This is a genomic window from Actinacidiphila bryophytorum, assembly GCF_016916835.1.
GTDB classification, from domain to species: Bacteria; Actinomycetota; Actinomycetes; order Streptomycetales; family Streptomycetaceae; genus Actinacidiphila; species Actinacidiphila bryophytorum.
Genome location: NZ_JAFFIX010000032.1, coordinates 38,950 through 61,651, shown reverse-complemented (window position 1 = coordinate 61,651; position 22,702 = coordinate 38,950). Strand labels below are relative to the sequence as shown.

The 22,702-nt window shown below is 73.2% G+C and carries 21 protein-coding genes; 16 read left to right on the top strand and 5 right to left on the bottom strand.

What is annotated here, in order from left to right:
* Positions 1-85: 85 nt before the first annotated feature.
* Positions 86-493, bottom strand: coding sequence for a hypothetical protein (locus JT723_RS31740; RefSeq protein ID WP_205048317.1), 408 nt, complete (start codon positions 491-493; stop codon positions 86-88).
* Positions 494-584: 91 nt separating this feature from the next.
* Here JT723_RS31740 and JT723_RS31735 point away from each other — a divergent pair, with 91 nt between their 5' ends.
* From JT723_RS31735 to JT723_RS31715, 5 genes are all read left to right on the top strand, one after another.
* Entirely contained in the window at positions 585-2,003 is a 1,419-nt protein-coding gene (locus JT723_RS31735; protein ID WP_205048316.1) for an AMP-binding protein, read from the top strand.
* A gap of 223 nt (positions 2,004-2,226) precedes the next feature.
* Positions 2,227-4,440, top strand: a complete 2,214-nt coding sequence (locus tag JT723_RS31730) for an MMPL family transporter (protein ID WP_205048315.1) — start codon at positions 2,227-2,229, stop codon at positions 4,438-4,440.
* A 156-nt stretch (positions 4,441-4,596) separates the two neighbouring features.
* A complete protein-coding gene (locus JT723_RS31725; protein WP_205048314.1) occupies positions 4,597-5,109 on the top strand; it encodes a hypothetical protein in 513 nt (170 codons plus the stop codon).
* Between the two features lie 102 nt (positions 5,110-5,211).
* Positions 5,212-6,072 carry a MurR/RpiR family transcriptional regulator gene (locus JT723_RS31720; protein ID WP_205048313.1) on the top strand — a complete coding sequence of 287 codons (861 nt, stop codon included), beginning with the start codon at positions 5,212-5,214 and terminating at the stop codon, positions 6,070-6,072.
* Between the two features lie 200 nt (positions 6,073-6,272).
* Positions 6,273-6,815, top strand: coding sequence for a hypothetical protein (locus JT723_RS31715; protein ID WP_205048312.1), 543 nt, complete (start codon positions 6,273-6,275; stop codon positions 6,813-6,815).
* Between the two features lie 52 nt (positions 6,816-6,867).
* On the opposite strand, the gene JT723_RS31710 is transcribed toward JT723_RS31715, so the two are convergent.
* Positions 6,868-8,187, bottom strand: a complete 1,320-nt coding sequence (locus JT723_RS31710) for a type III PLP-dependent enzyme domain-containing protein (protein ID WP_205048324.1) — start codon at positions 8,185-8,187, stop codon at positions 6,868-6,870.
* Between the two features lie 148 nt (positions 8,188-8,335).
* Here JT723_RS31710 and hutU point away from each other — a divergent pair, with 148 nt between their 5' ends.
* Genes hutU through hutI form a run of 4 tightly spaced genes read left to right on the top strand, consistent with a single transcriptional unit; the run spans position 8,336 to position 13,936 of the window.
* Entirely contained in the window at positions 8,336-9,994 is a 1,659-nt protein-coding gene (hutU, locus tag JT723_RS31705) for a urocanate hydratase (RefSeq protein WP_205048311.1), read from the top strand.
* A 26-nt stretch (positions 9,995-10,020) separates the two neighbouring features.
* Positions 10,021-11,217: an allantoate amidohydrolase gene (locus JT723_RS31700; RefSeq protein WP_205048323.1), complete on the top strand. Its 1,197-nt coding sequence runs from the start codon at positions 10,021-10,023 to the stop codon at positions 11,215-11,217.
* Entirely contained in the window at positions 11,208-12,614 is a 1,407-nt protein-coding gene (locus tag JT723_RS31695) for a formimidoylglutamate deiminase (protein WP_205048310.1), read from the top strand. Before JT723_RS31700 ends, JT723_RS31695 begins: the two co-directional genes overlap by 10 nt.
* Positions 12,611-13,936: an imidazolonepropionase gene (gene hutI / locus JT723_RS31690; protein WP_205048309.1), complete on the top strand. Its 1,326-nt coding sequence runs from the start codon at positions 12,611-12,613 to the stop codon at positions 13,934-13,936. The genes JT723_RS31695 and hutI overlap by 4 nt, the downstream gene beginning before the upstream one ends.
* On the opposite strand, the gene JT723_RS31685 is transcribed toward hutI, so the two are convergent.
* Complete coding sequence (locus tag JT723_RS31685; protein WP_205048308.1) at positions 13,901-14,761, bottom strand: RNA polymerase sigma factor SigF; 861 nt, start codon at positions 14,759-14,761, stop codon at positions 13,901-13,903. The genes hutI and JT723_RS31685 overlap by 36 nt on opposite strands.
* A 262-nt stretch (positions 14,762-15,023) precedes the next feature.
* On the opposite strand from JT723_RS31685, the gene JT723_RS31680 reads away from it, so the two are divergent.
* Positions 15,024-15,392: an STAS domain-containing protein gene (locus JT723_RS31680; protein ID WP_205048307.1), complete on the top strand. Its 369-nt coding sequence runs from the start codon at positions 15,024-15,026 to the stop codon at positions 15,390-15,392.
* A 138-nt stretch (positions 15,393-15,530) separates the two neighbouring features.
* On the top strand, positions 15,531-16,028 hold the full coding sequence (locus JT723_RS31675) for an ATP-binding protein (RefSeq protein ID WP_205048306.1): 498 nt from the start codon (positions 15,531-15,533) through the stop codon (positions 16,026-16,028).
* A 157-nt stretch (positions 16,029-16,185) separates the two neighbouring features.
* On the opposite strand, the gene pdxR is transcribed toward JT723_RS31675, so the two are convergent.
* Positions 16,186-17,634: a MocR-like pyridoxine biosynthesis transcription factor PdxR gene (pdxR, locus tag JT723_RS31670; protein WP_205048305.1), complete on the bottom strand. Its 1,449-nt coding sequence runs from the start codon at positions 17,632-17,634 to the stop codon at positions 16,186-16,188.
* Positions 17,635-17,681: 47 nt separating this feature from the next.
* Here pdxR and JT723_RS31665 point away from each other — a divergent pair, with 47 nt between their 5' ends.
* From JT723_RS31665 to JT723_RS31655, 3 genes are all read left to right on the top strand, one after another.
* Positions 17,682-18,194 (top strand): carboxymuconolactone decarboxylase family protein, encoded by a 513-nt coding sequence (locus tag JT723_RS31665; RefSeq protein WP_205048304.1) that lies wholly within the window; start codon positions 17,682-17,684, stop codon positions 18,192-18,194.
* A 107-nt stretch (positions 18,195-18,301) separates the two neighbouring features.
* Positions 18,302-18,976 (top strand): response regulator transcription factor, encoded by a 675-nt coding sequence (locus tag JT723_RS31660; protein WP_205048303.1) that lies wholly within the window; start codon positions 18,302-18,304, stop codon positions 18,974-18,976.
* Between the two features lie 12 nt (positions 18,977-18,988).
* On the top strand, positions 18,989-20,254 hold the full coding sequence (locus tag JT723_RS31655; protein ID WP_205048302.1) for a sensor histidine kinase: 1,266 nt from the start codon (positions 18,989-18,991) through the stop codon (positions 20,252-20,254).
* Here JT723_RS31655 and JT723_RS31650 read toward each other — a convergent pair whose 3' ends face one another.
* Positions 20,255-20,764 (bottom strand): GtrA family protein, encoded by a 510-nt coding sequence (locus JT723_RS31650; protein WP_205048301.1) that lies wholly within the window; start codon positions 20,762-20,764, stop codon positions 20,255-20,257.
* 191 nt (positions 20,765-20,955) lie between these two features.
* On the opposite strand from JT723_RS31650, the gene JT723_RS31645 reads away from it, so the two are divergent.
* Both JT723_RS31645 and purE read left to right on the top strand, forming a co-directional pair.
* Positions 20,956-22,095, top strand: coding sequence for a 5-(carboxyamino)imidazole ribonucleotide synthase (locus JT723_RS31645; RefSeq protein ID WP_251512967.1), 1,140 nt, complete (start codon positions 20,956-20,958; stop codon positions 22,093-22,095).
* A complete protein-coding gene (purE, locus tag JT723_RS31640; protein WP_205048300.1) occupies positions 22,088-22,630 on the top strand; it encodes a 5-(carboxyamino)imidazole ribonucleotide mutase in 543 nt (180 codons plus the stop codon). Before JT723_RS31645 ends, purE begins: the two co-directional genes overlap by 8 nt.
* The last annotated feature ends 72 nt before the right edge of the window (positions 22,631-22,702 follow it).

The following is a 22,702-nucleotide window of genomic DNA, read 5'->3' as shown; positions in this document are numbered from 1 at the left end:
TCCTCGCCTTTTTGGGTCGGCCTTCCTCCTCGTGCCTTGCGCGGACGGCCTCGTTCCTCGGCCCGCCACTCCAGGCACTCGCTCGTCAGTCCTCGTCGTGGCGGTTCTTCGTCCACGCACTGCTCAACCCCTGTGCGAGGTTCACGCCGACGATGCCCGCCCAGGTGATGAACAGGCCCGCCGTGCCGGCCTGCACCGCGCCGATGGCGGACAGGGGGATCGCCAGCACCATGGTGAAGCCGGCGAAGCCGTAGCGGGCGAAACGGGCGCTGGGCTGCGGCGGGCCGATCGGGCGGCGGTCGGCGCGGGCGAACGACGTCTGCTGCTGTGCGAGTTCGCGGCGCACCCGCTGTTCGACACGGCTGTCGACACGGTCTGTCACCTTCTCGATGAACGAGTCGACGAGTTCAGACTCGTACTCCTCCCCGAGGTCCTTGCGGGCCTGCAAGGTGGCGGAGAGTTCCTTCTTGAGTTCCGGGTCGCGGGCGTCCATAGGCACACCGTAGAGAGCCGGGACCGTGGGCGACACTGGGGTTAGCCCCCGTTTTCCCCGGGGGTCAGCCGTTCCGGAGGAGGACCCCGCCATGGCCGACGCGCCGCTGCTGACCGCTCTGCACGCAGGGGCCGACCGGGTGGACGCGGTGACCGTCGACGGGCGGACCTGCAGTTACGAGGAGCTGCTCGGCGCTGCCGGTGCCGTCGCCCGGAGGGTGGCGGGGGCACCGGCCTTCGCAGTCAGGGCGACGGCGTCGCTGGAGACGGTGGCCGCGGTGGTCGGCGGGCTGCTGGCCGGCGTGCCCGTGGTGCCGCTCGCGCCGGACGCGGGAGCCGCGGAGAGCGAGCACATCCTGCGGGACTCCGGTGCGCAGCTGGTGCCGGTGGACTTCGCCGAGCGCGCGGACTTCCCGGCGGGTGCGCACAGTGCGGAAGCCGCGCATATTGCCGGGGCTGCGCCTATTGCCGAGCCCGGGCACAGTGCCGAGCCGGCAGCGGCCGGGACGCCGTACGGGGACGCCGCGCTGGTCCTCTACACGTCGGGCACCACCGGGCCGCCCAAGGGCGTCCTGATCTCGCGTGCGGCCGTTGCCGCCGACCTCGACGCCCTCGCGCAGGCGTGGCAGTGGACCGCGGACGACACCCTCGTGCACGGGCTTCCGCTGTTCCATGTGCACGGCCTGGTGCTGGGCGTGCTCGGCGCGCTGCGCACCGGCAGTCGCCTGGTGCACACCGGCAGGCCCACCCCGCAGGCGTACGCGGCCGCGGGCGGCAGCCTCTACTTCGGGGTGCCCACGGTCTGGCACCGGGTGGCGCGCGACGAGGTCGCGGCAAGGGCGCTGGCCGGCGCCAGGCTGCTGGTGTCGGGCAGCGCGCCGCTGCCCGCGCCGGTCTTCCGCGACCTGCGTGCGCTGACCGGGCACCGGCCGGTCGAGCGCTACGGCATGACGGAGACGCTGATCACGGTGAGCGCGCGGGCGGCGGGCGAGCGCAGGCCGGGCGCGGTCGGCAGCGCGCTGCCGGGCATCGCCACCCGTATCGCCGATCCGGTCGACGGCGTCGGCGAACTCCAGGTGCAGGGACCCACCCTCTTCGACGGCTATCTGGGGCGGCCGGAGGCGACGGCGGCCTCGTACACCGCGGACGGCTGGTTCCGTACCGGCGACATCGCGTCGGTCGACCCCGACGGCACCCACCGGATCGTCGGCCGGGCCTCGACCGACCTGATCAAGTCGGGCGGATACCGCATCGGCGCGGGGGAGGTGGAGAACGCGCTGCTGGGCCATCCGGCCGTACGCGAGGCCGCCGTCGTCGGAGCTCCGCACCCGGACCTGGGGCAGGAGATCGTCGCCTATGTGGTGGCCGACGGGGTGAGCGCCGCGGAGCTGACGGACTTCGTGGCCGCGCAGCTGTCCGTCCACAAGCGGCCGCGTACCGTCCGATTCCTCGCTGAGCTGCCGCGCAACGCGATGGGCAAGCCGCAAAAGCGGTTGCTGCCTCCCGTCTGACCGGGATAGGGGTAGGGGCACGGGGCCTGTGCGCTCCGGCCGGCAGGCAAGCCGGGGTCGTACGACCCAGAGGTTGCTGCTAGCCGGGCGGCAAGTAAGCTCATGCCCCAGACAACGATGCCCGCACCAACCGGGCGGCCGCCCCAGGCCGCCCGGGTCGCCGATACCCCGGTCCCGCTCCGAAGGGTGGCGGTGATACGTCCTGCCATGGAGGCAGCACCGCATGTTCCACCGCATCGGACGCACAGTCGTCCGCCATCCCGTATGGACCATCGTCGCGTGGCTGATCGCGGCGGTCGCAATCATCGCGACGGCGCCGAGCCTGCCGTCCAACAGCGACGAGAGCAGCTTCCTGCCCAGCAGCTACGAGTCCATCAAGGCCATGGACCTGCAGGAGAAGGCCTTCCCCTCGGCCTTCACCCCGTCCGCGATCGTCCTCTACCAGCGCGCCGACCAGGGCAAGCTGACGGCGACCGACAAGGCCGACATCGCCAGGATCACCAAGGAACTCGGTCAGAAGAAGATCGACGAGGTCCAGAAGGTGACCGACGGGTCCCCGTCGAAGGACGGCAGGTTCCAGACGGCGCTCGTCCAGATGGACAAGAAGTCGCAGGGCCAGCCCAAGCAGGCCGACGCCGCCAAGGCGCTGCGCGACGACTCCACCGCACTGGCCAAGGGCACCGCGCTGAAGGTGCAGGTCGGCGGCCAGGCCGCGCAGAACCTCGACCAGCAGGACGCGGGCAAGACCTCTGACGCCGTCGCGCTCTTCGGCTCGCTGCTGATCATCATCGTCACGCTGTCGATCATCTTCAGATCCCCGCTGATCGCCGTGATGCCGCTGATCCTGCTGCTCGGCGTGGTCTTCACCGTCTCCAACGCCCTGATCGCCGACGCCACGAAGGTCTTCGGACTGCAGGCCAACAGCTCGATCTCGGCCCTGCTGATCGTGGTGGTGCTCGGTGTCGGCACCGACTACTTCCTCTTCCTGATGTTCCGCTACCGGGAACGGCTGCGAGCGGGCGACGAGCCCAAGGAAGCGATGATCAACAGCGTCACCCGGGTCGGCGAGGCCATCGCCTCCGCGGCCGGCGCGGTCATCATCGCCTTCTGCGCGCTCGCACTGTCGACCCTGGGCTTCCTCACCCAGCTCGGCCCCGCCCTGGCCATCCTGGTCGCGGTCACCCTGGTGGCGGGTCTGACGCTCTTCCCGGCGATCTGCTCGCTGATCCCGCCGCGCGCACTGTTCTGGCCCGGCAAGAAGTGGAACAAGGAGCCCGGCGGCACGCGCTTCGCCGCCATCGGCTCCCTGGTCGGCCGAAAGTCGGGCATGGTCGCGATCGTCTCCGGCCTGGTCATGGTGCTGCTCGCGCTGGGCACCCTCGGCTACAAGGCCTCCTACGACCTGGCCTCCGGCTCGATCCCGAAGACCAAGGAGTCGATGGTCGTCCAGGACACCCTGGCCAAGGCCTACTCCGCCGGCGCGGCCGAGCCGACCAACGTCTACCTCACCAGCACCGACGGCAAGCCGCTGACGGCGGACTTCACCGCGTACGCCGACAAGCTGCACGGGGCCGACGGCGTCGCCGACGTCACCTTCGACCAGAAGACCGACCTGAACAAGGCGGGCACCACCGCCAACTTCACGGTCACGCTCAAGTACGAGGCCGCCAGCGACCAGGCCATCAAGGCGGTCGGCGGCGTGCGGACGGTCGCGCACGACAACGCGCCGCCGGGGAGCGTGGCCTACGTCGGCGGCTCGTCCTCGGTCTTCAAGGACATCAACGCGGCCGTCAACCACGACTACCGCACCGTCTTCCCGGTGGCCGCGGTGCTGATCATGATCATCCTGGGCCTCCTGCTGCGCAGCGTCGTGGCGCCCTGGTACCTGATCGCCTCGGTCGGCCTCGGCTTCGGCGCGACGCTCGGCACCACGGTGCTGATCTTCGGCCGCGGCGACGGGCTGATCTTCCTGCTGCCGATCATCATGTACCTGTTCGTCGTCGCCATCGGCACGGACTACAACATCCTGATGATCGCGCGGCTGAGGGAAGAGGCCCAGGAGGGCCGCAGCCCGCGGGAGGCGGCGGCCGAGGCACTCAAGCACGCGGGTCCGACGATCGGTGCGGCCGGTCTGATCCTGGCGGCGACCTTCGGCACCCTGATGCTGTCGGGCAACTCCTTCCTGACCCAGATGGGCTTCGCGGTCGCCTTCGGCATCGTGATGGCGGCCTTCGTGATGGCGATGTTCTTCACGCCGAGCCTCACCGCGCTGATCGGTCACGCAGCGTGGTGGCCCGGGCATGCCGACCGGGCCGCCGAGCCCGCGGCCGCCGGGGCGGGTGTCCCCGGCGGCGTCGGCGAGCTGGGCGGAACCGTTGGCCCGAGCGGCTCCGGCGGTGCGCGCGGGCCGGAGCTGGACAAGACCCGGCAGCGCTGAGCTGGGGTTTCTTCGGCGGTAGCCGAGTTATCCACAGGGCCGGACAGGTGTCGATCACCTGTCCGGCCCTTTCGGTTACTCTGAGACAGCAGTGAGTGACCGGCTCCCGGTTGGGCGGCCGGTCGACGGGGGCAACGGGGAAAGTGGGGGCGGCAGATGAGCGACGTGGCGGGTCTCGCCATGGGCGGGGCGGACGCGGGCGGGCAGGCCCGGGCAGGCGGGGCGCGGGTGCGGCGGCCGCCGCCGGGGCGCGAGTGGCGGCGGCGGACGCTGGCGGTGCCGGGGCTGGTGCTGCTGGGCGTGCTGCTGCTGGTCGGCGCCGCGCTGCTGCAGGACCGGCGGGGCAAGCGGGCGGATGAGCTGTGCCATCAACTGGCGGTGCCGTGGACGTTGTTCGCGCTCGTCTACGCGGCCCTGGTGTGCGGGGTGGCGGCGCTGGTGGTGTGCGGGCTGCTGTTCAGGGCGTCGCGGCGGGCGGGGCTGCGGGGAGTGGACTCCTGGCAGGGCAGTCTCGCGCTGGTCATATCCGTGCCCGGCGTGCTCGCGGTGCTGTTCGAGGCGACGGCGGTCTATGCGGTGCACTCCCAGGCGGGGGCCGGATATTGGCAGTGCGCGAGCGCCGGGGCGCTGCCCGGGATACGGGGCCTGGCGGCGGCGCTGCCGCTGTGACGCCGACGGGCGCGGTCACGGCTCTTGCCGAACTGCATACGGTCATGCAGAGTCTTGGGCGAGTGAATAAGTGCCGGTGGACGGGGTCAGTGATGGACGGCGATGAGTAGCGCGGCCGGGGGCGAGCACGGGACCGCGGGGGCGGGCAGGCTGCTGAAGCTCTTCGAGGCGCACCGCCTGACGCCGACCCAGCGCAGGATCGCGCACTGCCTGGTGCGCAGGGCCGCAGACGCGCCCTTCCTGTCCAGCGTGGAGGTGGCCGAACTCGCGGGCGTCAGCCAGCCGTCCGTGACCCGCTTCGCGGTGGCGCTCGGCTTCGACGGCTACCCGGCCCTTCGCAAGCACCTGCGCGAGGTGGCCCCGGTGTCTGCGGCACCTGATGCGGCGGGCTGCAACGAGTACCAGCAGGCGGTGTACGCCGAGATCGAGAACTTGCGGCACCTCGCGGCGCAGCTCACCGACCCGGGTCCTGTCGCCAGGGCCGGTGCGGTGCTCGCCGGCTCGGTTCCGCTGCCGGTGCTCGGACTGCGGGCGGCAGGGGCGCAGGCCCGCGGCTTCGCCTATTTCGCGGCCAAGGTGCACCTCGACGTGCGGCTGCTGGACGAGGGCGGCACGATGCTCGCCGACCGGATCGACGCGGCGGCACGGGCGGGGGCGAGCGCACTGCTGTGCTTCGCGCTGCCCCGGCACCCGCGGGAGGTGATCGACGCGCTGGTCCTCGCGCGGGAGGCGGGGCTGACCGTGGTCACCGTGGCCGACAGCGCCTTCGCGCCGGTCGCCGCGCACAGCGACCTGCTGCTGCAGGCCGCGGTCGGGACCGGGCTGGCCTTCGACACCGCGTGCGCGCCGATGCTGCTCGGGCGGGCGCTGCTGGAGTCGATGTGCGACGAGCTGCCCGACGCGCAGGCGCGGCTGGAGGAGTTCGACGCGCAGGCCGCGGCGCGCGGGGTCTTCGTGGAGTGAGGCGGGGGCGCCTGCCCGGGGATGAAGGGCCGTGGACGAGCGGCCGGTGGACGAACGGCAGAGGGATGAACGGCAGGGGGATGAACGGATGTCGGCCGAATCCATACGTCTTAACGAAAATCTGAGAATTCCGAAGTAGCCTCCCGAGCACTTGTCAGGCGATGCCGCGGCCGTGGACGCGGCGGAGGAGGAGGCGCGACGTGGTGCGCGGGGCCTACACATTGGCGCGGGTGGCGGTGACGGTGCGGACGGCGGGGACCTGGCTGTGGTGGCTGGGCGTCGTCGCCGCGGTGCCAGGGACGGCGGTGACCTTCAGCCCGACCGGACGGCGGATCGGCGTCATGGCCGGTGCGGCGCTCTTCATCATCGCGGCGGCGGCCGCCTTCCTGATACGCGGCGGGCGGCACACCGTGCGGGCCGAGGCGGCGACCAAGGCGGCGAAGTCGGTCTACCTTCAGGACCGCAAGGTGACCGCTCGCGCCTGGGCGCGCCGGCGGCGCTGGTGGCTGGCGGCGGCCTTCGTCGTCGCGGCGGCCTCCTCGCTGGCGCTGCCCTGCGCGGGGGGCATGCTCCTCGGCGGTGTCGGCGCGGGGCTGTTCGCCAGGTCGCTGCGGCTGGCCCGGATAGAGCGCGGCAAGGACGCGCTGCTCTGGGTCCGCCCGGACGGCGATCCGGCCGCCTACCAGCTCACCGGCATAGCCGCCGGTGACGCGGCGCCCGGCGGTGCCCGCCGCAGGCGCTGAAGCCTGGGCGCAGGCCTGTCCGGCGCCGCTACCGGGCTGCCTGGCTGCCTGCTTACGGGGTGAGCGGGGGGAGGCCCGCGCCGCTCTCGGCGAGCAGGTCGGCCGGGGACTGGGCCGCGCGGACCAAGGCGAAGGCCGGTGTGGCGCCCGGGGCTGCGGTGTAGGCCCAGACGGCGGGGCGGGGCAGCGAGTTGTAGGCGAAGTGCGTCGAGAAGTAGTAGGCGCCGGTGTCCAGCAGCGCGACATGGTCCCCGGCGTCCAGCAGCGGCAGGGCGCGGCCCTGGGCGACCAGGTCGCCGGCGAAGCAGCAGGGGCCAGCCACGTCCTGGACGACCGGGGCGCCGGTCTTGGGGCGGCCGACGGCGTCGAGGGCCAGGACCCGCAGCGGCCAGGCTTCCGGGGCGAAGACGGTGCGGGTGGCGACCTGTGCACCGGCGTGGGTGACGGCGATGGCCCGCCCGCCGGCGGACTTGGCGTACTCGACCCGGGCGAGGACCGTGCCGTGCTTGGCGAGAAGTGCGCGGCCGAACTCGGTGACGATGCCGTAGCGCCCGTCGAAGAGGCCGGGGACCTCGGCGCGCAGCAGGTCGGCGTAGTCGCCGAAGGACGGGGTGATGTCGTCCGAGGCGAAGTTGACGGGCAGGCCGCCGCCGATGTCCAGGACGGTGACCTGGCGGCGGCCGGCGGCGGCGTTGATGCGTTCCGCCAGGTCGTAGGCGGCCCGGACGCCCGCGGCCATCAGCGGCAGCGGCACGCCCTGGGAGCCGGTGTGGGTGTGCAGGCGGTTCAGCCAGGGCCGCTCGGCGTAGGTGCGCAGCACCCATTCCTCGGCGCCCGGGTCGCGCAGTGCCACGCCGAACTTCGAGGTGGCGGTCGCGGTGCTCATCGCGTCGATGCTGCCGCCGCCGACCTGCGGGTTGACCCGCAGTCCGATCGGCGAGGCGGAGGGGGCCGCGGCCAGCAGGGCGTCGATCCTGGCGATCTCCTGCGGGTTGTCGGCGTTGACGGCGATGCCCAGGGACAGTGCCTCGCGCAGTTCTGCGGTGGTCTTGGCGGGGGAGTCGAGCACGGTCCTTTCCGGCGGGATGCCGGCGGCGCGGGCCAGGGCGAGTTCGCCGGGGCTGGCCACCTCGGCGCCGAGCCCGTACTGCCCGAGCAGTGCGAGCACGGGCACCAGGGAGGCGGCTTTCACGGCGAAGGTGTGCTCGACCGCCACCCCGGGGGTGGCGAAGGCCGCGTGCAGCGAGGTCGCCGCCTGCCGGACGCCGGCGACATCCAGCAGCCCGACGACCGGTTCCGCCTCGTTGACCAGGCCGGTCTCCACCGCTGAGCGCAGCGCGTCCTGCCGGCGTACCGCCGCCTCGTCCGTCATGGACGCCATCCCACCATCCCGCCGGGCCGCGCCGCCACCGCACCCCCCTCGCAGCACGCGGGCGGGAGGCGGCGCGGGCCTTGTTGACTAGAGCTATTCACCTGGCCAGGATGTGAATATCCAATGCCACGACGAGGAGGCCGCACCGATGACGGGACCGAGGCCGGTACGCGCGCCGCGCGGTACGGAACTGAGCGCCCTGGGCTGGCAGCAGGAAGCCGCCCTGCGCATGCTGCAGAACAACCTCGACCCCGAGGTGGCCGAGCACCCCGACAAGCTGGTCGTCTACGGCGGCACCGGCAAGGCGGCCCGCGACTGGAACTCCTTCGACGCGATGGTGCGCACCCTGCGCGGCCTCAAGCAGGACGAGACGATGCTGGTCCAGTCCGGCCGCCCGGTCGGCGTGATGCAGACCCACGAGTGGGCGCCCCGCGTGCTGATCGCCAACTCCAACCTGGTCGGCGACTGGGCCACCTGGGAGGAGTTCCGCCGCCTGGAAGCCCTCGGCCTGACCATGTACGGCCAGATGACCGCGGGTTCGTGGATCTACATCGGCACCCAGGGCATCCTGCAGGGCACCTACGAGACCTTCGCCGCGGTCGCCGCCAAGCGGTTCGGCGGCTCGCTCGCCGGCACCATCACCCTCACCGCGGGCCTGGGCGGCATGGGTGGCGCCCAGCCGCTCGCCGTCACCATGAACGGCGGTGTGGCCCTGTGCATCGACGTCGACCCGCGCGCCATCGAGCGCCGGATCGAGCACCGCTACCTCGATGTGCGCGCCGACTCCCTCGACCACGCGCTGCAGCTGGCGACCGAGGCCCGCGACGCCCGCCGTCCGCTGTCGATCGGCATCCTCGGCAATGCCGCCGAGCTGGTGCCGCAGCTGCTGGCAATGCAGGCGCCGATCGACATCGTCACCGACCAGACGTCGGCCCACGACCCGCTGGCGTACCTCCCGATCGGCGTCGAGCACGCAGAAATGGCCGACTACGCCGCTGCCAAGCCCGCCGAGTTCACCCAGCGCGCCCGCGAGTCGATGGCGCGGCACGTCGAGGCGATGGTCGGCTTCCAGGACGCGGGCGCCGAGGTCTTCGACTACGGCAACTCCATCCGCGGCGAGGCCCAGCTGGCCGGCTACGAGCGGGCCTTCGCCTTCCCCGGCTTCGTCCCCGCCTACATCCGCCCGCTGTTCTGCGAGGGCAAGGGACCCTTCCGCTGGGCCGCGCTGTCCGGCGACCCCGCCGACATCCACCGCACCGACAAGGCCATCCTCGACCTCTTCCCGGAGAACGAGTCGCTGGCCCGCTGGATCAGGCTGGCCGGCGAGCGGGTCCACTTCCAGGGCCTGCCCGCCCGCATCTGCTGGCTCGGCTACGGCGAGCGCGACAAGGCCGGCGAGCGCTTCAACGAGATGGTCGCCGACGGCACCCTCAAGGCCCCGATCGTGATCGGCCGCGACCACCTCGACTGCGGCTCCGTCGCCTCCCCCTACCGGGAGACCGAGGCGATGCTCGACGGCTCCGACGCCATCGCCGACTGGCCGCTGCTCAACGCCATGGTCAACGTCGCCTCCGGCGCGTCCTGGGTGTCGATCCACCACGGCGGCGGCGTCGGCATCGGCCGCAGCATCCACGCCGGGCAGGTCACCGTCGCCGACGGCACCCCGCTGGCGGCGGAGAAGATCCGCCGGGTCCTCACCAACGACCCGGGCATGGGTGTGATCCGCCATGTCGACGCCGGGTACGACAAGGCCGCCGAGATCGCCGCGGACCGCGATGTGCGGGTCCCGATGCGGGAGTCCTCGTGACCTCCGTGGGCGCCGCCTTCCCTGCCATGTGGCGGGAGCTGGCCCCGATCGGCCGGCACACCGGCTCCGGCGGCTACCGGCGCTACGCGTGGACGCCGGCGGACGCCGACTGCCGCGCCTGGTTCCGCTCCCAGGCCGAGGACCGGGGCCTGGCCTACGAGACGGACCGCAACGGCAACCAGTGGGCCTGGCTGGGAGATCCGGCCGCGGGCGACGCCGTCGTCACCGGCTCCCACCTGGACTCCGTCCCCGACGGCGGCGCCTTCGACGGGCCGCTCGGCGTCGTGTCGTCCTTCGCCGCCCTGGACGAGCTGCGCGCCCGCGGCGCCCGGCCGCGCCGGCCGCTGGCCGTCGTCAACTTCGTCGACGAGGAGGGCGCCCGCTTCGGCCTGGCCTGCGTCGGGTCCCGGCTCACCGCGGGGCAGCTCAGCCCGCAGGACGCCAGGGCACTGGTCGACGCCGACGGCGTCAGCCTCGCCCAGGCCATGGAGAAGGCCGGGCAGGACCCGGACGCGATCGGCGCGGACCCCGAACGGCTGGCCCGCGTCGGCGCCTTCGTCGAGCTGCACGTCGAGCAGGGCCGCGCGCTGGACCTGCTGGACCGGCCGGTCGGCGTGGCCTCGGCGATCTGGCCGCACGGCCGCTGGCGCTTCGACTTCCGCGGCGAGGCCAACCACGCCGGCACCACCCGCATCGAGGACCGCCGCGACCCGATGCTCACCTACGCCACCACCGTCCTGGCCGCCAGGAAGAAGGCCCGGCTGGCCGGCGCGCTCGCCACCTTCGGCAAGGTCGCGGTCGAGCCGAACGGCGTCAACGCCATCGCCTCGCAGGTGCGCGGCTGGCTGGACTCGCGGGCCGCGGACGAGGACACCCTCGCCGAGGTCGTCGCCGCGATCGAGCAGGCTGCCAGGGAGCGCGGCGCCCGCGACGGCGTCGAGGTGAGCGTCGTACGCGAGTCGTTCACCCCGGTGGTCGAGTTCGCCCACGAGCTGCGTGACACCCTTGCCGCCCTGCTCGGAGCGGGTGCGCCGGTCCCCGTGCTGCCGACCGGCGCGGGACACGACGCCGGAATCCTCTCCGCGGCCGTCCCGACCGCCATGCTGTTCGTACGCAACCCCTCCGGCGTCTCGCACTCCCCGGCAGAAAGCGCGGCCGAGGACGACTGTCTCGCCGGAGTGTCCGCGCTCGCCGACGTATTGGAAGGTCTCGCGTGCAGGTGACGTACTGGCTGGAACACGCTTGGCTCGGCACACACCCGGAACCGGGTGTCGCCCTGACCGTGGTCGACGACCGGATCGCCGACGTCCGCACCGGAGTCGAACGCCCCCCCGCCGGCGCGACCGTGCTGCGCGGCCTGACCCTGCCGGGCCTGGCCAACGCGCACAGCCACGCCTTCCACCGGGCGCTGCGCGGCACCGCGCAGATCGGCGCGGGCGCGGGGGCGGGGGCCGGAACACGCACCGGGCGGGCCGGCAGCGGCCTGTCCGCCCCGACGTCCTTCTGGAGCTGGCGGGACGTCATGTACGACGTCGCGCAGGCGCTCGACCCGGACAGCTACTTCACCCTCGCGCGCGCCGTCTACGCCGAGATGGCGCTCGCCGGCATCACCTGCGTCGGCGAATTCCACTACCTGCACCACCAGGGCGACGGCACGCCCTACGACAACCCCAACGCCATGGGCGAGGCGCTGATCGCCGCCGCGGGCGAGGCGGGCATCCGCATCACCCTGCTCGACACCGCCTACCTGCACGGCGGCTTCACCCGTACCGGCTACCGCCCGCTGGAGGGGCCGCAGTTGCGCTTCGGCGACGGCACCGCCGACCGCTGGTACGACCGCTGGTCGCAGCTCAAGGGCGAGGGCCACGCGAAGGTCGGCGCCGCCGTGCACTCGGTGCGGGCCTTCTCCGACCGCGACGGCTACCGGGTCTTCGCCGAGCGCACCGCCGAGGTGCCCACCCATGCGCACCTGTCGGAGCAGACCGCGGAGAACGACGCCTGCCAGGCGCTGCACGGCCGCACCCCGACCCGGCTGCTGGCCGACTCCGGCTTCTGGCGGCGCAACACCACCGCCGTGCACGCCACCCACCTCACCGCCGGCGACATCGCGCTGCTGGGCGCCGGCGGCAGCACGGTGTGCATGTGCCCCACGACGGAACGGGACCTGGCCGACGGCATCGGCCCGGCACCGCAACTGCGCCGCGCCGGCAGCCCGATGAGCCTGGGCAGCGACAGCCACGCGGTCATCGACCTCTTCGAGGAGGCGCGGGCGGTCGAGCTGAACGAGCGGCTCAAGGCCAGGACCCGCGGCCACTGGACCGCGGCCCAGCTGCTGCGCGCCGCCACCGCGGACGGCCACGCGAGCCTGGGCTGGCCCGACGCCGGCCGGATCGAGGCGGGCGCGCTCGCCGACCTCACCACGGTCGCGCTGGACTCGGTGCGCACCGCCGGGCCGCCGGCCCGGCTGGCGGGCGAGACCGCGGTGTTCGCGGCGACCGCCGCCGACGTGCGCCACACCGTGGTGGCCGGCCGGCAGATCGTGCGCGACGGGCAGCACCAGCTCGTCCAGGACGTGCCGGCCGCACTGGCGGACGCGATCGGCGCCCTGCGCGACCGATGACGACGCAGAACACGACGCCGAGCGCGACTCCCCGGACGAGGCCGACCGACAAGGCGACGGGCAGCACGCTCGTCACCAACATCGGCAGCCTGGTCACCAACGACCCTGTACTGGCCGGGAGCAGCGGAAGCAGCAAGAGCAGCAAGAGCGGCGGGAGCAGCGGCCCGCTCGGCCTGATCCCCGGCCCCGCGGCCGTCGTCATCGACGGCGACCGCGTCGCCTGGGTCGGCGCCGCCCGGGACGCGCCCGCCGCCGACGCGCGCCTGGACGCCGGCGGCCGGGCGATGCTGCCCGGCTTCGTCGACTCGCACTCCCACCTGCTCTTCGCCGGTGACCGCAGCGCCGAGTTCGCCGCCAGGATGTCCGGCCGCCCCTACACCGCCGGCGGCATCCGCACCACGGTCGCCGCCACCCGCGCGGCCGGCGGCGCCGAACTCGACGCGACGCTCACCCGCTTCCTGGCCGAGGGCCTGCGGCAGGGCACCACCACCCAGGAGACCAAGTCCGGCTACGGCCTCACCGTCCACGACGAGGCCCGCGCCCTGGAGATCGCCGCCCGGCACACCGCGGAGGTCACCTACCTCGGCGCGCATGTCGTGGCGCCCGAGTTCGCCGACGACCCGGCCGGGTACGTCGCACTGGTCACCGGCGCGATGCTGGACGCCTGCGCCCCGCACGCCCGCTGGGTCGACGTCTTCTGCGAGCGCGGCGCCTTCGACGGCGACCAGGCCCGTGCCGTGCTGACCGCGGGAATGGCCCGGGGCCTTGCCGCCCGGGTGCACGCCAACCAGCTCGGCCACGGCCCGGGCGTGCAGCTCGCCGTCGAGCTGGGCGCGGCCTCGGCCGACCACTGCACGTACCTGACCGACGCCGATGTCGACGCGCTCGCGAGCGCCGCGGACACCACCGTGGCGACGCTGCTGCCGGGCGCCGAGTTCTCCACCCGCGCCCGCTACCCCGACGCCCGCAGGCTGCTCGACGCGGGCGCGAGCGTGGCACTGTCCACCGACTGCAACCCGGGCTCGTCCTTCACCACGTCCATGCCGTTCTGCGTCGCCGTCGCCGTCCGCGACATGCGCATGACCCCCGACGAGGCGGTGCACGCCGCCACCTACGGGGGTGCGCGCGCCCTGCGGCGCAACGACGTCGGCGTCGTCGCCCCGGGCGCCCGCGCCGACCTGCTGCTGCTCGACGCGCCCAGCCACGTGCACCTGGCCTACCGGCCCGGCGTGCCGCTCACGGCCGCGGTGTGGAAGGACGGGGTGCTGCGCGAGATGCGCCCCGGCCTACTCCTCGACCAGCAGCCCGCGGCGCAGCCGTGACAGCGTCCGGGTCAGCAGCCGCGACACGTGCATCTGCGAGATGCCCAGCTCGTCGCCGATCTCGGCCTGCGTGAGGTTGCCGACGAAGCGCAGCGACAGGATCGCCCGGTCGCGCTGCGGAAGCCCGGCGATCAGCGGCTTGAGCGACTCGACGTACTCGACGCCTTCCAGGTCGTGGTCCTCGTAGCCGATCCGGTCGGCGAGCGCGCCCTCCGGGTCGTCCTCCGCGGGCTGGGCGTCCAGCGAGCTGGCCGTGTAGGCGTTGCTGGCCGCCATGCCCTCGATGACCTCGTCCTCCGGCAGGCCCAGCCGGTCCGCCAGCTCGCGCACGGTCGGCTGCCGGTCCAGCTGCTGCGCCAGCTCGTCGCCGGCCTTCGCCAGGTCCAGCCGCAGCTCCTGCAGCCGGCGCGGCACCCGTACCGACCAGCTGGTGTCGCGGAAGAAGCGTTTGATCTCGCCGACGATCGTCGGCATGGCGAAGGTCGGGAACTCGACCCCGCGGCTCAGCTCGAACCGGTCGATCGCCTTGATCAGGCCGATCGTGCCGACCTGGATGATGTCCTCCATCGGCTCGCTGCGGGTGCGGAACCGGGACGCGGCGAACTTCACCAGGGCGAGGTTGAGTTCCACCAGCGTGTTGCGGACGTACGCGTACTCCTGCGTGCCCTCCTCCAGCCCGTGCAGACGGGCGAAGAGCGTCTTGGACAGGGCGCGCGCGTCGACCGGCCCTATCTCGTCGTAGGGGGGAATCTCCGGAAGCCCCTCAAGCCCCTCGAACTGCTCCAGCACATGGTTTTCGTGATCCAGGCCGAGCCGGGGTGCCATATGGTCCTCCCTCGTCGTGCGGCGGTCGGCTGTGCCTATGCCGTACCTCCACCCCTACGCCTGTTGGCGGGGGCGTCGCAAGTTCTGGGGACACCATGGGCGTTTTGCCCCGCACTGACTGTTCACCGAACGCGCACGGGGCGTCATGATGAGTGAGCGGTGCGGTGTCCTCGCCCGCCGCGGGCCAGGGTGCGACTACCGCCGCACCTGCGGAGCGCGTAAGGTCTGGAACCGCGTCGTCACGAAGGGCGAAGGAGTGCGAATGGACCGCGAAGCGGTCGGCACAGCCGGTCTCGGCCGACTGCATGTCGAGGTCGCTCAGCATGGCCACACCGCGGTCTTCACTCCGGCGGGTGAGCTGGACCACCACACCGCGGACCTGTTGAGCGAGCCGCTCGGCGCCGCCCTGGACGCCGGCGCGACCCGGCTGGTGGTCGACTGCTCGCAGCTGGAGTTCTGCGACTCCACGGGCCTGAACGTCCTGCTGGGCGCGCGGCTGCGTGCCGAGTCCGAGGGCGGCTCCGTCCACCTCGCCGCGATGCGGCCGACCGTCGCCCGGGTCCTGGAGATCACCGGCGCGGAGGCGGTCTTCACCGTGCACGACACCCTTGACCAGGCTCTGCGGGAGTAGCCGGATGCCAACGGGGGAGCAGGGTCGGCAGGGTGCCGTAGGGCACCCGGGGTTTCTTGGTCGCCCGGACGTGTTCCGGGAGATCCTTCGGGCAGAAGTAGGTCGGACGCAGTCGGACATCCGTGAGGTGAGGCCTAGATGAGCACCACCCGGCCCTCCGCCGCGGACGACCGTGGCCCGGACGCGGGTGATTCCGTGGACGACGGCCGGACGGAGTCCCGTGAGGCGGAGTCCGTGCGGCGGCTCACGCTCACCGGTGAGAGCGGAATCGTGCCGCGGGCCAGGGACTTCACCCGCCAGGCGCTGCACGACTGGGGCTGGCTGCCCGCCTCGACCGCCGACCGCAGCGCCGCCGCCGAGGACGTGCTGCTCGTGGTCTCGGAGCTGGTCACCAACGCCTGCCTGCACGCCGGCGGCCCCGAGGAACTGCTGCTGCGGCGCAGCCTCAAGTCGCTGCGCCTGGAGGTCGCCGACGGCGGCGGCGGCGAGCCCGCACCCCGCACCCCGCACCGGGCGGGGCGTCCCGGCGGCCACGGCATGTTCATAGTGCAGCGGCTGTGCCTGGACTGGGGCGTCATCCGCAGCGTCGACCGCCCGGGCAAGACCGTCTGGGCGGAACTGGCCGCACCCTCCTGACCTGCGCCCGTACGGAAAGCTGCGCCTGGTGCAGGCGGACGTGGGGCTGCGCCTGGTGCATGCCCGCGTGATCCCGCGTCCTGTGCCTGCTCCTGCCCCTGCTCCTGCGGTACGCCGCCGGGTCCGCGTACGGGCGGGCCGCCGCAGTTCCTCGCGCTCATGCCCGCAGCGCGCGGGTCAGTGCGGCGAGCGCCGCCGGGTAGGCGCCCTCGCCGGGAGTGCCGTAGCCGACGATCAGGCCCTGCGGGCGGCCGGCCGCGCCCTGGGCGTGCCAGTGCTCGCCCAGGGCGCCGACGGCCAGCCCTTCCGCCGCGGCCCGCCGCAGCACCGCCGCCTCGTCGGGGCCGTCCTCCGGCAGGCTCACCAGCGCGTGCAGCCCGGCCGCGATACCCAGCACCTGCGACCCCGGGCGGCCCGGAGCGCCCGCCAGCCGTTCGACCAGCAGGTCCCTGCGGCGCCGGTAGCGCAGCCGGGCGGCGCGCACATGCCGGTCGTAGCCGTGGTCGGCGATCAGGTCCGCCAGCGCCAACTGGCCGACGGCGCCGGTGTGGTAGTCGGTGTGGAGCTTGGCCTCCGCGATCGGCTGCACCAGGTGCGGCGGAAGCACCATCCAGCCGAGCCGCAGCGCGGGGCCCAGGGTCTTGGACGCGGTGCCGAGGTAGACGACGTGGTCGGGCGCAGTGCCCTGCAGGGCACCCACCGGCTGCCTGTCGTAGCGGAACTCGCCGTCGTAGTCGTCCTCGACCACCAGGCCGCCGCTCTGCTGCGCCCAGGCCGTCAGGGCGTGCCGGCGGGCCGGATGGAGGGTGACGCCCGTCGGGTACTGGTGGGCGGGCGTGACCACCACGGCGTCCATCCGCGGCAGGTCCGCGCCCGCGCCGTGCCCGTCGACCGGCACCGGCACCACCCGGCCGCCGGCCCGGCGCACCACCTCGCGGTGGAAGGGCAGCCCCGGGTCCTCCATGCCGACAACCGGCCCGCCCCGCTGACCGCCCAGCACCCCCGTCAGCAGCGCCAGCCCCTGCACGTATCCGGAGACGACCACGATCCGGTCAGGCTCCGCGACGACCCCGCGGGTCCTGCCCAGGTAGCCGGCCAGCGCCGAGCGCAGTTCCGCGCTGCCGCGCGGGTCTCCGTAGTCGTAGGACGCCGACGGGACCGCGGCCAGTGCGCGGCGGGTGGCGCGCAGCCAGGCCGAGGCGGGGAAGGACGTGACGTCCGGGCTGCCGGGCCGCAGGTCGTGGCGGGGCGGCCGGTCGCCTGCCGGCCTGCCGGGCACCGCGGGCGAGGCCTCCTGCGGGCGGGCCGCGACCACCGTGCCCGAGCCCTGGCGGGCGGTCAGATAGCCCTCGGCGGTGAGCTGGTCGTAGGCCGCCTTGACCGTGCCGCGGGACAGGCCCGTCTCGGCGGCCAGCCTGCGGCTGGAGGGCAGCCTGCTGCCGGGGGCGAGCCGCCCGCCGCGCACCGCGTCCCGCAGCGCCCGCTCAAGGCCCGCCCTGCGGCCGTGGGAGCTGCCGGGCGGCAGGTCGAGGCGCAGGTCGAGGTGCAGGTCCACACCTGTCTCCCGGTGTGTGCCCGCGGCGGAAGTGGGCCATGAATCATCCATGAAAGTGGACCTTACCTACGATCCACTCGGCCCGTAGATTCACTGCCATGAGCACCGACACCACCCTCACGGACACCACCACCACAACCGACGACGCAGCCGGCCCGGCCTTCGTCGTCCCCGCCGTCCGCCTCGCCGTGGACACCCTCGTCCCGCACGCCAACCGCGCCATGAACGCCCTGGACGCCGCCGCGCGCGACGTCAGCCTCGAAGCCCCGCTGCTCGAACTGGTCCGCGCCCGCGCCTCCCAGCTCAACGGCTGCGCCTACTGCGTCGACACCCACGCGCGGGACGCCCGCGAGGGCGGCGAGAGCGAACGCCGCCTCTATGCGCTGCCGGTATGGCGCGAGACGCCCTTCTTCACCGCCCGCGAGCGCGCGGCCCTGGAGCTGACCGAGGCCGCCACCCGGCTCACCGACGGGCACGTCGGCGACGACGTCTTCGCGCGCGCCGCCGCCCAGTTCGACGACAAGGAGCTGGCCGAACTCATCTGGGCGATCACCGTCATCAACGCCTGGAACAGGCTGGGCGCCACCGCCCGCCCCTGGCCGCTGTCCTGACCGCCGGCGGCCGGCGCGGCGGCGGCGCACCGCGGCCGCGGCAGGCGCGAAGGAGCAGCGGCGTACCACCACCTCGCGCCCGGGGGGTGCGGACTACCATCAAGCCCATGACCCGCGTACTTCTGGCCGAGGACGACGCATCCATCTCGGAACCGCTCGCGCGCGCACTGCGCCGCGAGGGGTACGAGGTCGAGGTGCGCGAGGACGGACCCACCGCGCTGGAGGCCGCGCTGCTGGGTTCCGTCGACCTGGTGGTGCTCGACCTGGGCCTGCCAGGGATGGACGGCCTCGACGTGTGCCGGCGCATCCGCACCGAGGGCCACACCTTCCCTGTGCTGGTGCTGACCGCCCGCGCGGACGAGGTCGACACGGTCGTCGGCCTGGACGCAGGGGCGGACGACTACGTGACCAAGCCCTTCCGGCTGGCGGAGCTGCTGGCCCGGGTGCGCGCCCTGCTGCGGCGCGGCACCACGGAGCCGACGCAGCCGTCCACCCACGGGGTGCGGATCGACGTCGAGTCGCACCGCGCCTGGATGGGCGACGACGAACTCCAGCTCACCGCGAAGGAGTTCGACCTGCTCCGGGTGCTGGTCAGGGACGCGGGCCGGGTCGTCACGCGCGAGCAGCTGATGCGCGAGGTGTGGGACACCACCTGGTGGTCGTCCACCAAGACCCTGGACATGCACATCTCCTGGCTGCGCAAGAAGCTCGGCGACGACGCGGCCAACCCGCGGTACATCTCCACGGTGCGCGGGGTCGGTTTCCGGTTCGAGAAGAACTGACCCGCCACCGCCGTGCGCCGCCGTCTGATCTCCTCCACGCTGGCCGTGGTGCTCGTCGTCATCGCCGTCTTCGGGCTGTCCCTGGTCTTCGTGGAGACCAGAACCATCGAGAGCAGCGCGCGCGACGGCGTGGAGTCCGAGGCGGTGCGCCTGGTCGGCATCGTGGAGAACCGCATCCTGGCCGGCGAGAGCATCGACGCCAAGGGCCTGGACCGGCAGATCGCCGCCAACCGCTACGCCGTGGTCTCGGTGCCCGGCCACCCGCAGGTCACCCTCGGCGACCGCCCCAAGGGCAAGGTCATCACCTCCACGCAGCGCGGTGACCACGGCGAGTCGGTGACCGTGGAGCAGCCGCGGTCCACCGTCAGCGAGGAGATCGGCCGCAATCTGCTGGTGATCCTCGCGGTCGCGCTGCTCGCCGTACTGGCCGCCGTCGGCCTCGCCGTGCGCCAGGCCAAGCGGCTGGCCAGCCCGCTCAGCGACCTGGCCGCGACCGCGGAACGGCTCGGCTCGGGTGACCCGCGCCCCCGGCACCGCCGCTACGGGGTGCCGGAGCTGGACCGGATCGCCGACGTGCTGGACGCCAGCGCCGAGCGGATCGGGCGGATGCTCACCGCGGAGCGCAGGCTCGCCTCCGACGCCTCGCACCAGCTGCGGACCCCGCTGACCGCGCTGTCGATGCGGCTGGAGGAGATCGTGGCCACCGACGACCAGGAGACGGTCAAGGAGGAGGCGACGATCGCGCTCGGCCAGGTCGAGCGGCTGACCGACGTGGTGCAGCGGCTGCTGACCAACGCGCGGGACCCGCGGACCGGCTCAGCGGTCTACTTCGACCTCGACGAGGTGATCAAGCAGCAGGTCGAGGAGTGGCGCCCGGCGTACCAGAACAAGAAGCGGGCCATCGTCCGCTCCGGCACTCCCGCGCTGCGGGCCGTCGGCACCCCGGGCGCGGTCGCGCAGGTGCTGGCCACGCTGATCGAGAACTCGCTGATGCACGGGTCCGGCACGGTCGGCCTGCGGACCCGGGTGACCGGCAACCAGGCGGTGGTCGAGGTGACGGACGAGGGCCGCGGGGTGCCGCCCGACCTGGGCGCGCGGGTCTTCGAGCGCACGGTCAGCGGCCGCAACTCCACCGGCCTGGGGCTTGCGCTGGCCCGCGACCTGGCAGAGGCCGACGGCGGGCGGCTCGAACTGCTCCAGCAGCAGCCGCCGGTCTTCGCGCTCTTCCTCGCCCGGGAGATGCAGCAGCCACCGCCCCGCGAGGACATCGTCAGCTGATCACACGTGCCGGTCGGCGGGGGCCGCGGGCGCGTCCTCGGCCAGGAAGGACTCGGCCTGCTCCACGGCGTCGCGCGCCGGGAGGGTGCGGAAGACCCAGGTGCGGTAGGACCAGAAGCGGAAGAGCGTCGCCACGCCGATGCCCACGAACTTGAAGACGTTGCTCTGCAGCTGGCTGTCCCAGTCGAATCCGTAGGTGGCCACGAACAGCACGCCGTTCTCGATCACCAGGCCGATGCAGCTGAAGAGCAGGAAGAGCCCCAGCTCCCTGGTGCGGCCCGCCTTGTCGCGGTCCCGGTAGGTGAAGTAGCGGAAGCCGACGTAGTTGAACGCGATGGACACCAGCGTCGCCAGCACGCTCGCGCGGACCGTCTGCAGCCCGGTGCTGTGCCGGACCAGGTTGAACACGCCGATGTTGACCAGGACCCCGGCGCCGCCCACCGCGCCGAACTTCGCGATCTCGCGGTACATCAGGGCCAGCTTGCCGCGCAGGGCGGTGAATCCGGTCATGGTGGCCCTGTCTGTGGGGGGTCGTGGGTCGGTGGTGCCGGTCGGTGGCTGAGGTTTTCGATGTCCCTCATGCTAACCGCCCCCTGGAAGTCGCCGCGGAGACGTCCGGCGTTCGGGCGGTCGTGCGGCCTATACCCTGGTAGGGCCATCAGCGGGGGACCCGCCCCCGTGCACCACCGGCAGGATGAAACGTGACATTCCCCGTAGTCGGCATGGTCGGCGGCGGCCAGCTCGCCCGTATGACGCACGAAGCGGGCATTCCGCTCGGCATCAGGTTCAAGATCCTCAGCGACACCGCGCAGGACTCGGCCGCACAGGTCGCAGCCGACGTCACCGTCGGCGACTACCGCGACCTCGACACCCTGCGGGACTTCGCCCGCGGCTGCGACGTGATCACCTTCGACCACGAGCACGTGCCGACCGCGCACCTGCGCGCCCTGGAGGAGGACGGCGTCGCGGTACGCCCCGGCCCCGACGCCCTGGTGCACGCGCAGGACAAGGGCGTCATGCGGGCCAGGCTCGCCGAGATCGGGGTGCCCTGCCCGCGCAACCGGATCGTCGCCGACCCAGCGGACGTCAGCCGCTTCGCCGCGGAGGGCGCCGGATACCCGCTGGTCCTCAAGACGGTGCGCGGCGGCTACGACGGCAAGGGCGTGTGGTTCGTGCGGTCGCAAGTCGACGCCGCCGACGCCTTCCGGGCCGGCGTGCCGGTGCTCGCCGAGGAGAAGGTCGACTTCGTGCGCGAGCTGGCCGCCAACGTGGTGCGCTCGCCGCACGGCCAGGCGGTGGCCTATCCCGTCGTGGAGTCCGTTCAGGTCGACGGGGTGTGCGACACGGTGATCGCGCCCGCGCCCGGGCTGCCGGACGCGCTGTCGGCGCAGGCGCAGCAGCTCGCCCTGACGGTGGCCCGCGAGCTGGGTGTGGTCGGCCACCTCGCCGTCGAGCTGTTCGAGACCGCCGACGGCCGCATCCTGGTCAACGAACTGGCCATGCGCCCGCACAACAGCGGCCACTGGACCATCGACGGCGCCGCCACCTCGCAGTTCGCCAACCACCTGCGGGCGGTGCTGGACCTGCCGCTCGGCGACCCGCGGCCGCGGGCGCGCTGGACGGTGATGGCCAACGTGCTCGGCGGCGACTACCCCGACATGTACGCCGGCTACCTGCACTGCATGGCCCGCGACCCGGGCCTGAAGATCCACATGTACGGCAAGGACGTGAAGCCCGGCCGCAAGGTCGGCCACGTCACCACCTACGGCGAGGACCTGCCCGACGTGCGCGAGCGCGCCCGTCACGCGGCCGACTACCTGCGAGGGACGATCGATGAGTGAAGCGCGCGAGGCGACCGCCGCGGTGGTCGGCATCGTCATGGGCTCCGACTCCGACTGGCCGGTCATGGAGGCCGCGGCCCACGCGCTCCAGGAGTTCGACGTCCCCTTCGAGGTGGACGTCGTCTCCGCGCACCGCATGGCGCACGAGATGATCGCCTACGGTGAGCAGGCCGCGGACCGCGGGCTGCGGGCGATCATCGCGGGCGCGGGCGGCGCGGCCCACCTGCCGGGCATGCTCGCCTCCGTCACTCCGCTGCCGGTCATCGGCGTGCCGGTGCCGCTGAAGTACCTCGACGGCATGGACTCGCTGCTGTCCATCGTGCAGATGCCCGCCGGTGTGCCGGTCGCCACCGTCTCGGTGGCGGGCGCGCGCAATGCCGGGCTGCTCGCGGTACGCATCCTGGCCGCGCACGACCAGGAGCTGCAGGCGCGCATGCGGGACTTCCAGGCTTCGCTGAACGAGCAGGCCACCGAGAAGGGCCGCCGGCTGCGCGCCAAGGTCACCGGAGCGGCGGGCTTCGGCTTCGCCCAGTAAGCGGGCGCCGGGCCGGGCGCAGGGCGGCCCCGCCACGGCCTGGCCCTGTGCGCCGCCGCATAGGCTGGCCCG

Excerpts from the sequence above, each read along its gene's own strand:
- JT723_RS31710 (WP_205048324.1), bottom strand. The coding sequence starts at position 8,187 with ATGACGGACGAGGCGGCGGTACGCCGGCAGGACGCGCTGCGCTCAGCG.
- JT723_RS31650 (WP_205048301.1), bottom strand. The coding sequence starts at position 20,764 with ATGACCGGATTCACCGCCCTGCGCGGCAAGCTGGCCCTGATGTACCGC.
- JT723_RS31700 (WP_205048323.1), top strand. The coding sequence starts at position 10,021 with ATGTGGCGGGAGCTGGCCCCGATCGGCCGGCACACCGGCTCCGGCGGC.
- purE (WP_205048300.1), top strand. The coding sequence starts at position 22,088 with ATGAGTGAAGCGCGCGAGGCGACCGCCGCGGTGGTCGGCATCGTCATG.
- JT723_RS31725 (WP_205048314.1), top strand. The coding sequence starts at position 4,597 with ATGAGCGACGTGGCGGGTCTCGCCATGGGCGGGGCGGACGCGGGCGGG.
- JT723_RS31675 (WP_205048306.1), top strand. The coding sequence starts at position 15,531 with ATGAGCACCACCCGGCCCTCCGCCGCGGACGACCGTGGCCCGGACGCG.
- JT723_RS31660 (WP_205048303.1), top strand. The coding sequence starts at position 18,302 with ATGACCCGCGTACTTCTGGCCGAGGACGACGCATCCATCTCGGAACCG.
- JT723_RS31730 (WP_205048315.1), top strand. The coding sequence starts at position 2,227 with ATGTTCCACCGCATCGGACGCACAGTCGTCCGCCATCCCGTATGGACC.
- JT723_RS31680 (WP_205048307.1), top strand. The coding sequence starts at position 15,024 with ATGGACCGCGAAGCGGTCGGCACAGCCGGTCTCGGCCGACTGCATGTC.
- JT723_RS31685 (WP_205048308.1), bottom strand. The coding sequence starts at position 14,761 with ATGGCACCCCGGCTCGGCCTGGATCACGAAAACCATGTGCTGGAGCAG.
- JT723_RS31735 (WP_205048316.1), top strand. The coding sequence starts at position 585 with ATGGCCGACGCGCCGCTGCTGACCGCTCTGCACGCAGGGGCCGACCGG.
- JT723_RS31740 (WP_205048317.1), bottom strand. The coding sequence starts at position 493 with ATGGACGCCCGCGACCCGGAACTCAAGAAGGAACTCTCCGCCACCTTG.
- pdxR (WP_205048305.1), bottom strand. The coding sequence starts at position 17,634 with ATGGATGATTCATGGCCCACTTCCGCCGCGGGCACACACCGGGAGACA.
- hutI (WP_205048309.1), top strand. The coding sequence starts at position 12,611 with ATGACGACGCAGAACACGACGCCGAGCGCGACTCCCCGGACGAGGCCG.
- JT723_RS31665 (WP_205048304.1), top strand. The coding sequence starts at position 17,682 with ATGAGCACCGACACCACCCTCACGGACACCACCACCACAACCGACGAC.
- JT723_RS31720 (WP_205048313.1), top strand. The coding sequence starts at position 5,212 with ATGAGTAGCGCGGCCGGGGGCGAGCACGGGACCGCGGGGGCGGGCAGG.
- hutU (WP_205048311.1), top strand. The coding sequence starts at position 8,336 with ATGACGGGACCGAGGCCGGTACGCGCGCCGCGCGGTACGGAACTGAGC.